At 69.2% G+C, this 13995-nt stretch carries 16 protein-coding genes; 11 read left to right on the top strand and 5 right to left on the bottom strand.

The genetic code is table 11. The features are described 5' to 3' along the window. Window positions 1–190 precede the first annotated feature (190 nt). Window positions 191–541: a hypothetical protein gene (locus ALA01S_RS33335; RefSeq protein ID WP_157119185.1), complete on the bottom strand. Its 351-nt coding sequence runs from the start codon at window positions 539–541 to the stop codon at window positions 191–193. A 550-nt stretch (window positions 542–1091) separates the two neighbouring features. Between ALA01S_RS33335 and ALA01S_RS34065 the strand changes: the two genes are divergently transcribed. After that, a complete protein-coding gene (locus ALA01S_RS34065) occupies window positions 1092–1400 on the top strand; it encodes a DUF3135 domain-containing protein (protein ID WP_066341150.1) in 309 nt (102 codons plus the stop codon). 137 nt (window positions 1401–1537) lie between these two features. On the opposite strand, the gene ALA01S_RS22150 is transcribed toward ALA01S_RS34065, so the two are convergent. Further along, on the bottom strand, window positions 1538–2008 hold the full coding sequence (locus ALA01S_RS22150) for an Lrp/AsnC family transcriptional regulator (protein ID WP_066341147.1): 471 nt from the start codon (window positions 2006–2008) through the stop codon (window positions 1538–1540). Window positions 2009–2188: 180 nt separating this feature from the next. On the opposite strand from ALA01S_RS22150, the gene ALA01S_RS22145 reads away from it, so the two are divergent. From ALA01S_RS22145 to ALA01S_RS22125, 5 genes are all read left to right on the top strand, one after another. Then, complete coding sequence (locus ALA01S_RS22145; protein ID WP_066341146.1) at window positions 2189–3235, top strand: threonine aldolase family protein; 1047 nt, start codon at window positions 2189–2191, stop codon at window positions 3233–3235. 286 nt (window positions 3236–3521) lie between these two features. Next, entirely contained in the window at window positions 3522–4274 is a 753-nt protein-coding gene (locus ALA01S_RS22140) for a hypothetical protein (RefSeq protein ID WP_066341144.1), read from the top strand. A 157-nt stretch (window positions 4275–4431) separates the two neighbouring features. Further along, entirely contained in the window at window positions 4432–5790 is a 1359-nt protein-coding gene (gene fucP, locus ALA01S_RS22135; RefSeq protein WP_084267811.1) for an L-fucose:H+ symporter permease, read from the top strand. Between the two features lie 112 nt (window positions 5791–5902). Next, window positions 5903–6907: an LLM class flavin-dependent oxidoreductase gene (locus ALA01S_RS22130; protein WP_066341142.1), complete on the top strand. Its 1005-nt coding sequence runs from the start codon at window positions 5903–5905 to the stop codon at window positions 6905–6907. A 31-nt stretch (window positions 6908–6938) separates the two neighbouring features. Then, entirely contained in the window at window positions 6939–7898 is a 960-nt protein-coding gene (locus ALA01S_RS22125; protein ID WP_066341140.1) for a nucleoside hydrolase, read from the top strand. Here ALA01S_RS22125 and ALA01S_RS22120 read toward each other — a convergent pair. Further along, window positions 7895–8302 (bottom strand): PilZ domain-containing protein, encoded by a 408-nt coding sequence (locus tag ALA01S_RS22120; RefSeq protein WP_066341137.1) that lies wholly within the window; start codon window positions 8300–8302, stop codon window positions 7895–7897. The genes ALA01S_RS22125 and ALA01S_RS22120 overlap by 4 nt on opposite strands. A 196-nt stretch (window positions 8303–8498) precedes the next feature. Here ALA01S_RS22120 and ALA01S_RS22115 point away from each other — a divergent pair, with 196 nt between their 5' ends. Then, window positions 8499–10391, top strand: a complete 1893-nt coding sequence (locus ALA01S_RS22115) for a sensor histidine kinase (protein WP_157119183.1) — start codon at window positions 8499–8501, stop codon at window positions 10389–10391. Window positions 10392–10536: 145 nt separating this feature from the next. Then, on the top strand, window positions 10537–10710 hold the full coding sequence (locus ALA01S_RS33325) for a hypothetical protein (RefSeq protein WP_157119182.1): 174 nt from the start codon (window positions 10537–10539) through the stop codon (window positions 10708–10710). 174 nt (window positions 10711–10884) lie between these two features. On the opposite strand, the gene ALA01S_RS34060 is transcribed toward ALA01S_RS33325, so the two are convergent. Next, entirely contained in the window at window positions 10885–11910 is a 1026-nt protein-coding gene (locus ALA01S_RS34060; protein ID WP_066341133.1) for an NYN domain-containing protein, read from the bottom strand. A 104-nt stretch (window positions 11911–12014) separates the two neighbouring features. After that, window positions 12015–12209 carry a hypothetical protein gene (locus ALA01S_RS22105; RefSeq protein WP_157119181.1) on the bottom strand — a complete coding sequence of 65 codons (195 nt, stop codon included), beginning with the start codon at window positions 12207–12209 and terminating at the stop codon, window positions 12015–12017. Window positions 12210–12522: 313 nt separating this feature from the next. On the opposite strand from ALA01S_RS22105, the gene ALA01S_RS22100 reads away from it, so the two are divergent. The 3 genes from ALA01S_RS22100 (at window position 12523) to ALA01S_RS22090 (ending at window position 13854) form a co-directional block, all read left to right on the top strand. Beyond that, window positions 12523–12732, top strand: coding sequence for a hypothetical protein (locus tag ALA01S_RS22100; RefSeq protein ID WP_066341129.1), 210 nt, complete (start codon window positions 12523–12525; stop codon window positions 12730–12732). A gap of 144 nt (window positions 12733–12876) precedes the next feature. Continuing rightward, entirely contained in the window at window positions 12877–13494 is a 618-nt protein-coding gene (locus ALA01S_RS22095; RefSeq protein WP_066341121.1) for a 3'-5' exonuclease, read from the top strand. A gap of 93 nt (window positions 13495–13587) precedes the next feature. Beyond that, window positions 13588–13854: a hypothetical protein gene (locus ALA01S_RS22090; RefSeq protein WP_066341120.1), complete on the top strand. Its 267-nt coding sequence runs from the start codon at window positions 13588–13590 to the stop codon at window positions 13852–13854. Window positions 13855–13995: the final 141 nt, after the last annotated feature.

Below are 13995 nucleotides of genomic sequence, written 5' to 3'. Positions count from 1 at the left end.
TTGGAGGCGCCGTTGGTCAGCACCAGGATGGGCCCGCCCGGGCCCTGGGCCGGATCGGCCGCCTGGGCCGGGCGCATCCAGCACAGCAGGCTCAGCAGGCAGGCCGCCAACAACACCCAGGCCCGACTCATGGCCCGCCGACTCTCACGCACGGAAATGCAGTGCATCGCTTGATTCCTCCCTCGCCGGCTTATTGGTTCGTCGCCGGGCTTGCGCCCGGCAAAAACTCTTGGAACGAATGAAATGGCCCTGGTGGGCCTCCTGGCGTGGCTACAGCTTTTATGGATTTGGGCAAAAAAATCGGGACGAAGGCGTCCCGGAAAATCTCACCCGAATACCTCTCGAATCCCAGCCGGGTCTCGCTTGAATTCAGCTCGACTCCGTTTGAAAATAAATTTGTTACCTCAACGCTGTCAACACCCGCATGGGCTGGGGAGCGACACCCCGCGGCGGTGCGGAAAAATAAATCGGCATGGAGCGTGGTTGAGAACGGGTTTTTTGGCGAATTCATCTGGTAAGGCTGAAGCACTGCAATATTCATGAGCCTGCCTTGCGGCAAGGGCCTGGCCGGCCTATGGGCAGGCTCATGCCCCGGGGAGTTTCTCGGGAGCGACTGTGGAACCCCGGGCCGTCAGAAGGCCGAAACTCTCAGGAGAAATTCAGGCTTTTGCAGCTTGCAGGAGGGTGCACGCCTTGGCATGGTCGTTTTGTCATGCCGGGCTTGGTACTTTTATGGGGCCGCATTTCCCCATTAATTTCCCCATGCGTTGGAGGTATTGCCTAAATTACGGAAAAGCCGGCATGCAGCCTGTTTGCAAAGGTTTCTGCCAGCAAAAGAAATCAATGCGATTTTGTCGCGGGAATCAGCATGGCAATGGTTTGGGCAACAAGCAGGCATGACGTTCGCCGCCAAAGGCGAATGGCGCGGCCGCCGCAGCAACCCACGGGCGCTTTCCCTGGGGCACTGCCTCCATGGGCTTGCGGACTGGCAGCCGCGCGCCGCAGCCGCGACGCTTGTGCCATCGCCACGCTTTTGCAATGCCTTGGCGCGGCCGGGCTGCTGCCAAGCCACTGAAGAAGGACGTACCGACATGCCCTCCGACGCTTTCGATTTCGATTTCCTCAGCCGCCTTGCCCGGGACGAGCCGCAGGCCTTCGAGGCCCACCGTCAGGCACTGCTGGCCGCCGCGCTGGAGGACGTGCCCGCGCCGCACCAGGGTGCCGTGCGCGTGGCGCTGGCCCAGGCCCAGGTGCGCATGGCCGTCGCGCCCAACAGCTCGGCGCGGCTGGTGGCGGCCTTTTCAGCCATGGGCGAGTCGCTGCTGGAGCTGCAGCAGGCCGTGGCGGCGCTGCACCGCGAAATGACGGCTTGCGCCGGCGCGCGCGCCGCCGCGGCTTGAGCCGCCGCAGCGCCGGCAAGCTGCTTTCCGACCTGCTCCCGTCTCAGTTTCCGATTCGTCCCCGGTCGGCGAATCGAAGTATCAAAAGCCTGCCCAAAACTGCGGCCGCCCAACGCCTTTTGCGCGGCATTTGAAACTCACAACTGCGGCGCCTGGCGCAGCAGCACGGTTTTGAGCGCGAAGCTGGAGTTGATGTGCGCCACGCCCGGGATGCGCGCCAGCGTGTGGGTGAGGAAGCGGTGGTAGGCGTCCAGGTCCGGCACCACCACGCGCAGGTTGTAGTCGGCCTCGCCCGTCATCAGGAAACAGCTCATCACCGCGGGCTCGGCGGCGATGGCGCTCTCGAACTGCTCGAAGGCTGCTTCCGACTGCTTTTCCAGCGTCACCGAGACGAACACGCTCATGGCGCCGGCCAGCCGCCGCTCGTCGAGCTGCGCGGCGTAGCCCAGGATGTAGCGCTGCTCCTCCAGCCGCCGCACGCGGCGCAGCGTGGGCGTGAGCGACAGGCCCACGCGCTCGGCCAGGTCGCGCCAGCTCAGCCGCGCGTCCAGCGCCAGCTCGCGCAATATCTTGAGGTCTATGCGGTCCAGGGTGTCGCCTTGGTTCATTCGTGCTGTGGCTGCGCAATGCGTAGTTCAAATGCACTATTGTGAACCGCTTGGACAGGCCAGTTTGGCGACATTTTGCGCGGACGTGGTGGAAAAATATCGGCCACGCGCGTTGGGACGGTTTCTGCTGGATTCGCCATATGCCGCCGGCGCGCGGACATTTCCCGCCAGGAACGAGCCATGAATTCGCAGCCCACCCAACAATTCGCCAGTGACAATTACGCCGGTGTTTGCCCCGAGGCCTTGCAGGCCATGGCCGAAGCCAACGACGGCTCGGCCCCGGCCTACGGCGAGGACGCGTGGACGGCCCGCGCCGCGGACGCCTTCCGGACCCTGTTCCAGACCGGCTGCGAAGTGTTCTTCGCCTTCAACGGCACGGCGGCCAATTCGCTGGCGCTGGCCGCGCTGTGCCAGAGCTACCACAGCGTCATCTGCTCGGACTCCGCGCACGTGGAAACCGACGAGTGCGGCGCGCCGGAGTTCTTCTCCAACGGCTCCAAGCTGCTGGTGGCGCGCGGCGAGGGCGGCAAGCTCACGCCGCAGGCCATTCGCGCCATCGCCACGGCGCGGCGCGACATCCATTTCCCCAAGCCGCGCGTCGTGACGGTCACGCAGCCCACGGAAACGGGGCAGCTCTACTCGCTGCAGGAGCTGCGCGACATCGCCGCCACCTGCCGCGAGCTGGGCCTGAGCCTGCACATGGACGGCTCGCGATTCGCCAACGCCTGCGCCGCGCTGGGTTGCGAGCCCGCCGACATGACCTGGCGCGCCGGCGTGGACGTGCTGTGCTTTGGCGGCACCAAGAACGGCATGGCCGTGGGCGAGGCCATCCTGTTCTTCCGCCGCGAGCAGGCCGAGGACTTCGGCTACCGCTGCAAGCAGGCCGGGCAGCTCGCTTCCAAGATGCGCTACCTCTCCGCGCCCTGGGTGCGCATGCTCGAAACCGGCGCCTGGCTGCGCAACGCCGAGCACGCCAACGCCTGCGCCCGCCATCTGGCAGAGGGCAGCCGCGGGCTGCCCGGCGTGGAGCTGATGTTCCCCGTGCAGGCCAACGCCGTGTTCCTGAAACTGCCGCCGGCCGTGGCCGAAGCGCTGCGCGCGCGCGGCTGGCGCTTCTACACCTTCATAGGCGGCGGGGCGCGCTTCATGTTCGCCTGGGACGCCCGGCTGCAGCAGGTGAACGCGCTGCTGGCCGACTTGCGCGACGCGGCGCTGGCAGCCGCGTAGGCCGCGCTCACGCGGCGCGGCGTGTCGCGACGGACAGCCGTAAAAAAATACCGGTCTGTCAATGCCGCGCTGCGCCAGCCAGCTTGCTGATCACGCAAATTTCTTCTTTGGCCCAAGCTCAAAGCGCAAGAAAGCGCTGTGGCATCTGATCTTTTTAGAAGGCGCACTACACTCGCTACCTGAGTCCGGCGCATATTTATTACTTCGTTTACACGTTGCGCGGGGTTTGGGTTCAAGCTTCAGACCGTCGCACAAGTGCCGAAAGCTAGGCACGGAGGGGAGAAAAGTGCAAATCGCTGGTTCCAGCTTACAGCCGCTGCTGACGCAGGCCTCGGGGCCTGCGCCCGGCGTGCGCGAGACGCAGCGCAGCGTCGACCAGCGCTCTGCCATGGCCACCACGGCCGGGCAGGCCTCGGTATCCGTGCACATTTCGGCCGCGGGCCGCGTGGCTGCCGCGGTGATGGGCACGGCCGGCCTGGCCGCCACGGCGCGCACGCAGGGCACGGCGCATGCGCTGTCGGTGGACAGCCATGGCCGCAGCCACGTCACGCTGGCGCCGCAGTCGCAGGCGATCCGCCGCATCGTCGAGCAGATGACGGGCAAGCAAATAGGTGCGTTCAACACCGTGGACCTGGGCGCGCTGGTGCAGACCGCCGGTGGCGCCGCCGCCGCGCAGGCGTCCGCGAGCGGTGAAAGCGCGGCGGCGGCGCAGGTGATTTCACAGCTCAACGCGCTGCTGCAGTTCTCGGCTTCCGGCATGGTCACGGCGCAGGACGGCGCCAAGATCGGGTTCACCGTGCTCATGGAGCTGGAGGACCGGGCCATGACCGTCCGCAGCCTCAAGGTGCGCATCAACCAGTTGGGCATGGCGCCGCCGGAGGTGAGCTATGACGGCCCGGCCTCCGACCTGGCCGGCCACGCCTTCACCTTCGACCTTGGGCAGGCGGCCAGCGAAGGCCAGGAAGGCCCGCAAATCTTTGGCTCCGGCGTGGTGGCTTTCGAGGACATCGCCGACCCGGCCGCCTCGGCATCCGCCTGAAGCCCTGCTGAAGCGCTTCTCCGCCTGAAACCGGCTCCCGGCTGACGCCGGCACCTGCGCAAGCGGCGCGCCGCCGCCCGCGAGCCCCGGGCCCGGCCCAGGCTTTGCCCCATGTCCCGCCATGGCGCCTGCCCAAAGGCGCCCGCGGAGACACGTCATGGCCGGAACCCTGCCTGCAAGCACCAGCACCGCTTCGTCTGCGCCCGGCGCCAGCGCCGCCATGCCGAGCTACACCGTGCCGCTGGCGGTGCTGACCCTGCTGTTCTTCATCTGGGGCTTCATCACCGCGCTCAACGACATCCTCATCCCGCACCTGCGCGCCGTGTTCACGCTGAGCTACGTGCAGGCCATGCTCATCCAGTTCTGCTTCTTCGCGGCCTACCTGGTGATGTCGGTGCCGGCGGGGCTGCTGGTCAAGCGGTTGGGCTACAAGCGCGGGATCATCGTGGGCCTGACGGTCGCCGGCCTCGGCTGCCTGCTGTTCACGCCCGCGGCCAGCCGCGCCGCCTACCCGCTGTTCCTGGGTGCGCTGTTCGTCCTGGCCTCGGGCATCACGCTGCTGCAGGTGGCGGCCAATCCCTACGTCACCGTGCTGGGCCGCCCGGAAACCGCCTCGTCGCGGCTGAACCTCACGCAGGCCTTCAATTCGCTCGGGACAACGCTGGCCCCCTTCGTCGGCTCCCTGCTCATCCTGGCCGTGGCCGTCAAGCCGGCCGAGGAACTGCAGCGCATGGACGCCGCGCAGCGCGCGGCCTACGCGGCGCAGCAGGCCTCCTCGGTGCAGACGCCCTATGTCGCCCTGGCGCTGGTGCTGTTTGCCATCGCCGTGGTCATCGCGCTGTCGCGGCTGCCGCGCATCGAGGAGCCCGCCGTGCCGGCCGAGGCGCCGCCGGATGCGGGCGGCGCCGTCTACCACCAGCGCGACAGCGCCTGGCAGTACCGCCACCTGGTGCTGGGCGCGCTGGGCATCTTCCTGTACGTGGGCGCCGAGGTCTCCATCGGCAGCTTCCTCGTCAACTTCATGGGCCAGCCGGAGGTGGCGGGGTTGCCGGAGGAGGTGGCGGCGCGCTGGCTGTCGCTGTACTGGGGCGGCGCCATGGTGGGCCGCTTCGTGGGCGCGGCGGTGCTGAAGAAGGTGCGGCCCGGCCGGCTGCTGGCCTTCAACGCGCTGGTGGTCACGGCTTTGCTGCTGCTGGCCATGCTCGCCGCGGGCCCGGCCGCCATGTGGGCGCTGCTGGCCATAGGCCTGTTCAACTCCATCATGTTTCCCACCCTCTTCAGCCTGGCCATCGAGGGCTTGGGCCGCCACACCGGCGAGGGCTCCGGCGTGGTGTGCATGGCCATCGTGGGCGGCGCCATCGTCCCGGTGGTGATGGGCTTTTTCGCCGACCGCATCGGCCTGCTGCACGCCTTCTTCGTCCCGGTGCTGTGCTACCTGTACATCGCCTGGTACGGGCTCAAGGGGCATTACGCCGATTTCACCGCGCGCGAGCCGGTGCCGGCGCACCGCGGCTGACGCGCCCCGCGCTGTGCCGCGTGGGGGGTGTTAGACCGTCTAACACCCTGGCGCCGTCCCCGCGGGCCGGCGCGGCTGCACGGACTTCAACGCCGCTGGGCACCATGGCGGCATGATTCCCTTCTCCGTTCTCGACCTCAGCCCCATCGTGGAGGGCGGCGACGCCGCCCAGTCCTTCCGCCACACCGTGGAGCTCGCCCGGCACTGCGAGCGCCTGGGCTTCAGGCGTTACTGGCTTGCCGAGCACCACGGCATGCCCGGCATCGCCAGTGCCGCTACCGCCGTGCTCCTGGGCCACGTGGCCGGTGCCACGCGCTCCATCCGCGTGGGCGCGGGCGGCGTGATGCTGCCCAACCACTCGCCCCTGGTCATTGCCGAGCAGTTCGGCACGCTGGCCACGCTCTACCCGGGCCGCATCGACCTGGGCGTGGGCCGCGCGCCGGGCTCCGACGCCGCCACCGCGCGCGCCCTGCGCCGCGCCCGCGGCGCCGAGGCGGCCGACCAGTTCCCGCAGGACGTGGCCGAGCTGCTGGCCTACTTCGAGCCCGCGCGCGCCGGCCAGGCGCTGCGCGCCATCCCCGGCGAGGGCCTGCGCGTGCCGGTGTGGGTGCTGGGCTCCAGCCTCTTCGGCGCGCAGCTCGCGGCCCTGCTGGGCCTGCCCTACGCCTTCGCCTCGCACTTCGCGCCGCAGCAGCTCATGCCCGCCGTGGAGCTGTACCGCAGCGAGTTCCGCCCCTCGCGCCACCTCGACGCGCCCTACGTGATGCTGGGCTTCAACGTCTTCGCCGCCGACAGCGACGAGGAAGGCGCCCTGCTGGCCAGCTCCATGCAGCAGGCCTTCGCCAGCCTGTACGCCGGCCGCCCCGGCCGGCTGCCGCCGCCGGTGGCGGGCTTCATGGACCGCCTGCCCATGGCCGAGCGCGTGTTCGTGGAGCGCTCGCTCGCCTGCTCGGCCGTGGGCTCGCCGGCCACGGTGCGCCGGGCGCTGGAAGATTTCATCGCCCGCACGGGCGCCGACGAGCTCATGCTCACCTCGCAGGTCTTCGACCACGCGGCGCGGCTGCGCAGCTACGGGATCGCGGCCGAGGTCGCCGGCATGGCGCCCGCCGCCGCCTGACCGATTTCCCTCTCTCCCTGGAGATCCCCGCATGGCGCCCATGAAAGTCATCTTCGACACCGACCCCGGCGTGGACGACGCCATGGCGCTGGCGCTGCTGGCGCGCTCGGCCGACGTGGAGCTCCTGGGCGTGTGCACCGTGTTCGGCAACGGCACGCTGGACACCACCACGAGCAACGCCCTGCACCTGGCCGAGCTGCTGTCCCTGCGCTGCGGGGTGCACCGCGGCGCGGCGGCGCCGCTGGATGGCGGCCCGGTGCATCTGCCGGTGGAGGTGCACGGCCGCAACGCGCTGGGCGACGTGCCCTTGCCGCCGCATCCCGCGCGGGCCGAATCCGGCATTGCCGCCAGCGACTGCCTCGTGCAGGCGCTGCGCCGCCACCCGGGCGAGGTCAGCGTGCTGGCCGTCGGACCGCTGACCAACCTGGCGCTGGCGCTGCGCGCGGCGCCGGACGTCGCGGCGCTGGCGCGGGAGGTGGTGGTGATGGGCGGCGCCTTCGGCCACCACGGCCACACCGGCAACGTCACGCCGCATGCCGAGGCCAACATCTATGCCGACCCGCAGGCCGCCGACGAGGTGTTCGCCGCCGCCTGGCCCGTGAGCATCGTGGGCCTGGACGTCACGCACCAGGTGGTGATGGACGGCGCCTACCTGCGCGCGCTGCGCGAGCACGGCGGCGGGCTGGGCCGCTTCCTCTGGGACATCTCCCGCGTCTACCAGGCCTTCCACCACGACACGGGCGTGCCTGACGGCTTCTACGTGCACGACTCCACCGCGGTGGCGCGGTTGCTCGTCCCCGGGCTGTTCGGCACGCTGCGCGCGCCCGTGCTGGTGGACCGCGAGGGCGCCACCCGCGGCCGCACCCGGCTCGCGGGCCCGGGCGAGGGCACCGGCCGCCCCGTGCAGACCGTGTGCCGCGAGGTGGACGCCGCCGCGCTGCTGGATTTCTACGGCCGGCGCATGCGCGCGGGCGAGGGCGAGAGCGCTTAGCGCCTGCGGCGCCCAATCGGGTCCTGGCGCATGCGCAGGTAGTCCTCCAGCCCGGCCCGGGAGGCCGGCGGCAGTTGCGTGAAGCGCAGCCCGGCGAGGAAGCCGCCTTCACGGCCGCTGAGCACGATGCTGGCCACCTGCGCCTCGGCCGTCACCTCGCGCGCGCCGCTGGGCGAGGCGGGGACGAGCAGGCGCAGCCGGCAGGTGGTGTCCACGGGCAGGTTCAGCGGCAGCAGCAGCAGCATGCCGCCTTCGCTGATGTCCATCGTCCGGCCCTCGACGATCTGGCCGCCGGCCAGCATCAACTGCACCGTGGCCGCGAAGCGGCTGCGGTCGTGGCGACGCGCGGCGGCGCCCTTGGCACCTTTGGAATTGCGGGCAGCGCCGCCAAGCGGAAATGACATTGGGCGGCGAGCGTACTCAATGAGCCGGGAGGACTCCATTTTTTTGCCGCGGCGCCGGGCACTTGTGTCCTGAACGTCAACATCGGCCGCTCCTGTGGCGGCGGCGCACGGGGCGGCGGCAGGCCTGTGGCAGCATCGCCGCGCACGCCGCCTGGGGCGAGTGCTTGACGTGATTGGGCAGTCAGGAGAGTTGCAGTTGGTTCCCCATTACGGTCCGATGCTGGACCCGCTCACGCTGTTGTTTTCGTTGGGCGTGCTGGGCCTGCTGATGGCGGCGGTGTTCCTGAGCCTGGCGCGGACCATGCCGGCGCAGGCGCCGGCGCTGCGGACCTGGAGCAAGTCCATGGCCGTGGCCGGGGGCACGTTCGTGCTGCTGTTCCTGCGCGGGCACGCGCCGCCGCTGCTCACCTTCGTGCTGGCCAACGTGGTGGTGTTTGCCGTGCCTTACTGGATGTATCGGGCCCATGCGCTGCTCCTGGACGGCGGGCCGCGGCAGCGCCCGATGCTGGCGCTGTGGGTCCTGGGTGCCGCCACCGTGGTGGCTACGCATGCCGCAGGGCTGCCGCGCAAGGTGGCCTTCATCACCATCTCCGTCGTGTTCTGCCTGATGCTGGGCGCGACGGCGGCGCTGCTGCTGCGCAGCCTGCGCACTTGGCGTTCGCCCTCGGCGCTGACGGCGCTGCTGGCCTTCGGCGGCCTGTCGCTGGCCTTTGCCGCGCGCGCGGGGCTTGGGCTGCTGGCCAGCGGCGAGCAGCTCACGCCGCAGGCGCAGTCCGTGGCACAGCTCTTCACGCTGGTGCCGGGGGTGGTGCTGATCGTGATCTGCTCGGTCTGCTTTCTCTCCCTGGTCCACGAGCGCCACCGCGCCGGCGAGCTGCAGCGGCTGGCCACGCAACTGCAGGCGCAGGAGGAGCTGGTGGCCTGCCGCACCGCCGAGCTGCGCGCGGCCAACGCGGCGCTGGAGCAGCGCGCCCGCACCATCGTGGACCTCTACGATCGCGCCCCCTGCGGCTACGTCTCGCTCTCACCCGGGGGCACGGTGCTGCAGGCCAACCAGACGCTGCTGCGCATGTTGGGCCGCGACCACGCCGAGCTCGCCGGCCAGGACCTGGGGGCCCTGCTCACGCCGCCAAGCCGCGCCACGCTGCCCGCGCTGCTGGTGCTGGCCCTGGCGCAGGGCGAGGCCACGAACCGGGAGCTGGACTTCAAGCTGGCCGGCGGCGGCACGCTGCCCGTGCTGTTCAGCGTGGTGGCCGTGCCGCAAGTCGAGGGCGAAGGCGCCTCGCTGCGCGCCACGCTGGTGGACGACGGCGAGCGCCGCCAGCGCGCGCAGCAGATGCAGGCGCTGCAGCAGGAGCTGGCGCGCCGCGCCGAACAGGCCGAGGCGGCCACGCGGGCCAAGAGCGCCTTCCTGGCCCACATGAGCCACGAGATCCGCACGCCGCTGAATGCCGTCATCGGCCTGAGCCAGTTGCTGCAGCGCATGCCGCTGCAGGAACGGGGCCCGGAGTTCGTGGGCCACATCCGCCAGGCCGGCGAGCAATTGCTGGCGCTGACCAACGACGTGCTGGACCTCTCGCGCATCGAGGCCGGCGAGATGGCGCTGGAGCAGCTGGCCTTCGAGCCGCTGCCGCTGCTGGAGTCCGCGCTGGCCCTGGTGCGCCCCCAGGCCGAGAGCAAGGGCTTGCTGCTGGAGCTGCACGTGGCGCCGGAGCTGGCGCCGCGCCTGGTGGGCGACCCGCTGCGGCTGCGCCAGGTGCTGCTCAACCTGCTGAGCAACGCCGTGAAGTTCACCGAGGCAGGCCGCGTCAGCCTGAGCGTGCACGTGCTGGCGCGGCAGGAGTGGCAGTCGCTGCTGCGGCTGGACGTGGCGGACACGGGCATGGGCATCAGCCCACAGCACCAGGCGCGCATCTTCGAAGCCTTCAGCCAGGCCGACAGCTCCATCACCCGGCGCTTCGGCGGCACGGGCCTGGGCCTGTCCATCGTCCGCCGCCTGGTGGACCTGATGGGTGGCAAGCTGGCGCTGCAAAGCCACCCGGGACAGGGCAGCGTCTTCAGCGTGGAACTGACCTTGGACCACGGCTGACCGGCCGTGCGGCGGCGAGCAACGCCTTCAACTCCGCGTGATATGAAGCTTGCACATACCTGACGTGCAGAACTTTCAATTGCTTAATTGGGTGGAAACCCTAGGATTCATCCCATCGAAGTTGAAGTTCACAAGAGGTACCGACATGACCGCCATCACCGCCTCCGCCTACAGCCGTACCGCTCCCCGTGGTGCCGTGATCGCCGCTGAAGTTTTCGTCCGGCTGCTCGAAGGTGCGCGCGAAGCCTGGGTGCGCATCGCCCGCCGTCCGGCCCCGACCGCGGGTGACCGCGTGATGCCCAGCGCCTTCCCGGCGTAAGGGCACGGCCACGCGGTGCGGGCCGCCCGCCCCTGCAAGGGGCCAGGGTGCGCCGGCCGCGGGTTTCCAGTTCATGTGTTCACGGACCCCTGGCGGGTCCGTTTTTTTGCCTGTCACCGGCGCTGTTTCAGCGCCCCAGGCCGGGAGCCCGGCCGGCCGGCCGGGTGCTGCCGCTTACTCCTGGTTCAGCAGTATCCAGACCTTGGGCGCCATGGGCCCGCGGTCGCCGCGGCCGTACTCGTAGGACACGCGCATGCCGGGCGTCAGGCGCTGCGCCTCGCCGGGCTGCAGCGAGCTGAACGGGAAGAAGATATTGTCCCCGCCCGCCTCCGGCTGAATGAAGCCGTAGGTTTCCTTGAGATTGGCAATGCGCCCGCGCTGGACGGAGCCAATATCCGGCGGCGGTACCACCGCGGCGGCCGGCGTACCCAGCGCCGAGGCGTGTGAAACCGGCTGTGCCGTCAGCAGGGCGGATTGTCGATATTCAGGGCGAGCATCCGGCCTGGAATCCGAACGCGGCTCGCTACGGTTTTCCTGGCGGAATTCAGCGCGAAATTCGGGACGGTGGAACAGGCCGTTGACCAGCGGATCATTCTCATGGTCCGGGGCGTCGATGACCTCGTCCATCTTCACCGGGTAGGTGGCCTCGTTGTAGAGCAGCTGCGAGGTGCGGGTCTCGCGCAGGTTGCCGTTGTTGTCGGTGAAGCTGAAGTCCCAGCCCACCAGCATCACGCGCGTGCCCAGCGTGTTGAGCTTGCGCACCAGCGGCATGAAGTCGCCGTCGCCCGCGATCAGGGCCAGCACGTCGAAGCGCTTGTAAATGGCCATCTCGAAGGCTTCGAGCGCCAGCCACACGTCCACGCCCTTTTCGCCATCGCGGCCCTTGGGCAGGTAATGGGTGGTGACGCCTTCGTACATGAGCACGTCTTCGAAAGAGCGCTCCTGGAAAAGAATATCCCGCTCCTCGGCTTCCCGGGCTTTCATGCGGCCGCGAAAATAATGCGCGTCCACGATTTGCGTGAATTTCACGTCCACGCCTTCCTCGGCGGCGGCATGGGCACGAATGAAATTGTGCAGCCCCTCGATGCTGATTCTTGCCTTTCTGGAGTGGGCGTTGGAGTAATAATTGCTGACGCGCCTGAAGAAATTGCCGTCGTAGAAAATTCCGATGCGCGAGAGTTTCGAATTGCTGGGTACCATGGAAAAATTTATAAATGGGACATTCAAATAAAGACCGCTGAAGCTGATTTGCAAACCTTTTCAAGCCGCGAGCCGCGCGGCTTGTGAATCGCGTGGCGGACAGCCTAGCGGCCCGCGTACTGGGCCACCGTTTCCCAGAAGCCCTGTACCTGGACGACCACCGAGGCGGCGTCAGGCGCGATTGTCATCCATGACGAGCCACCCGGCGCATACAGGGGCGTTGGCTGCAATGAAAAAAATCCGGCCATGAACATGGTCAGCACGTGAAGTGTCCGATGGGGACGAGCAAGGTGCTTCATCACGGCCTCCACACAGGGCGCGCCAGGGCATGAGCCCATGATGGACCGGTGCCCGGCCGGCTCCAAGGTGGTGCGGACCAGGAAAAATCCGGCCATGCCTGGGGAGGTTCCCGGGGGCGTCGCCGGCCAGTGTCGAGGGTGGCTTGGCCCGCGGCTTGCGGACACTGCGAGCGGGGTGCGGACGGCGCGCCGGTGGCCGGGTAAGGTGGGATGGCCGGGCACGAAATTGGCTCCTGGGCGGCGGCACCGCCGCCGCCATGGGAGCGGCGCTTGGCGGCCGGCACGACATCCATCACTGCCCAAGGAGACAAGCATGACCAACGACGAGTGGGAACAGCGCCTGGTGAATTCCGCCACGCTGCAGGAGCAGGGCACGGGCTGCGCGGCGTGCGCAGGCACCGGCGGCTGGCCGGGCCTGGGCGGTGGCCTGGGCCACTGGGTGCCCTGCAAAGCCTGTGACGAGACGGGGTTGCAGGCCGCGGCGGCAGGGCTGTCGGCCGATGGGCTGTCGGCGCGCGCTTGAACCGGACTTGAGCCGCGGCGGGCGGGCGGCACGGCAGCAAGCTGCCGTGCAATCCGCCGCGCCGTTGGGGCGGGCGGCCGTTGTCCGCCCAAAGCCGCGTTCCGCCGGGCCACTATGCTGGCGCCCCCTCCCGGCGAATCACACATGGAACGCGTTGCTGTACTGGACTTCGAAACCACCGGCCTGAGCCCCGGCATGGGCGACCGGCCCACCGAGGTGGCCATCGCGCTGGTGGAGCAGGGGCGCATCGTGGAGCGTTTCCAGAGCCTGATGAACCCGGGCCGGCCGATTCCCGCCTTCGTCACGCAGCTCACCGGCATCAGCAACGCCATGGTGGCCGCCGCGCCCCCGGTGGCCGAGGTGATGCGCGAGGCGGCCCGCTTCGTGGGCGCGCTGCCCGTGGTGGCGCACAACGCCTCTTTCGACCGCAAGTTCTGGGTGGCCGAGCTGCAGCGGCTGTCGCTGCCGGCGGAGGCCTCTTTCGCCTGCACCATGCTGCTGTCGCGGCGCCTGTACCCCGACTGCGCCAGCCACAAGCTGGGCGCGCTGATTCAAACGCTGGGCCTGCCGCAGACCGGCCGCGCCCACCGCGCCATGGTGGACACCGAGATGGCCGCGCACCTGTGGTGCCGCATCCGCGACGACGTGGCCCGGCGCTGGCGGCTGACCGCGGTGAGCCACGCGCTGCTGGCGCGCGCGCAGGCCACGCCCAAGGGCAAGCTGGAGCGCTTTTTCGCCGAGCAGCAGGCCTGCGAAGCCTGAGCGGCCGGGTCAGGCAAGCCTTCCGCCCGGGTGGGCGCGGACGGCGGCTTTTGAAAAAATGGCGTCTTGCGCAAGTTCCCTGGAGCGTTTGCCATGACCGAACCCTCGCCGGCTTCCAGCGGCTGTTCCCGCCCGTTCCGCGTTTTCCTGTCGCTGGCCCTGGCGGCCTTGGTCGCGGGCTGGTCCGCACTGCGCCTGAACGGACTGCACGGCGTGCTGCCGTCGCTGACCACGCTGGCCGCGGCCGGCGCCGCGGGCGCCATGGCCTGGCGGCTGGCCGCGCGCTTCCTGCTGTTCTTCGTTTTGGCCATGGCGCCCGCGCTGGTGCTGCTGGCGCTGCTGAGCCATTGGCTGCCTTGAGGGCTGCGCGCCGCGCAGTGGGCGAGCGGCGCTTCAGACTTTAGTTTTCTCGATGAATTACATCGCAAAAAACGCATTTTCTCGAACAGTCTTCCTGTGAAGAATGGCTTCACCGGCGGACGTTGCGTTCTCAAGCAGCGG

It is taken from the genome of Azohydromonas lata NBRC 102462 (assembly GCF_001571085.1).
Classification (GTDB): domain Bacteria; phylum Pseudomonadota; class Gammaproteobacteria; order Burkholderiales; family Burkholderiaceae_C; genus Azohydromonas; species Azohydromonas lata.
Note: the sequence above shows the minus strand (reverse complement) of the source record. Positions and strands in the feature narration are given on the sequence as shown.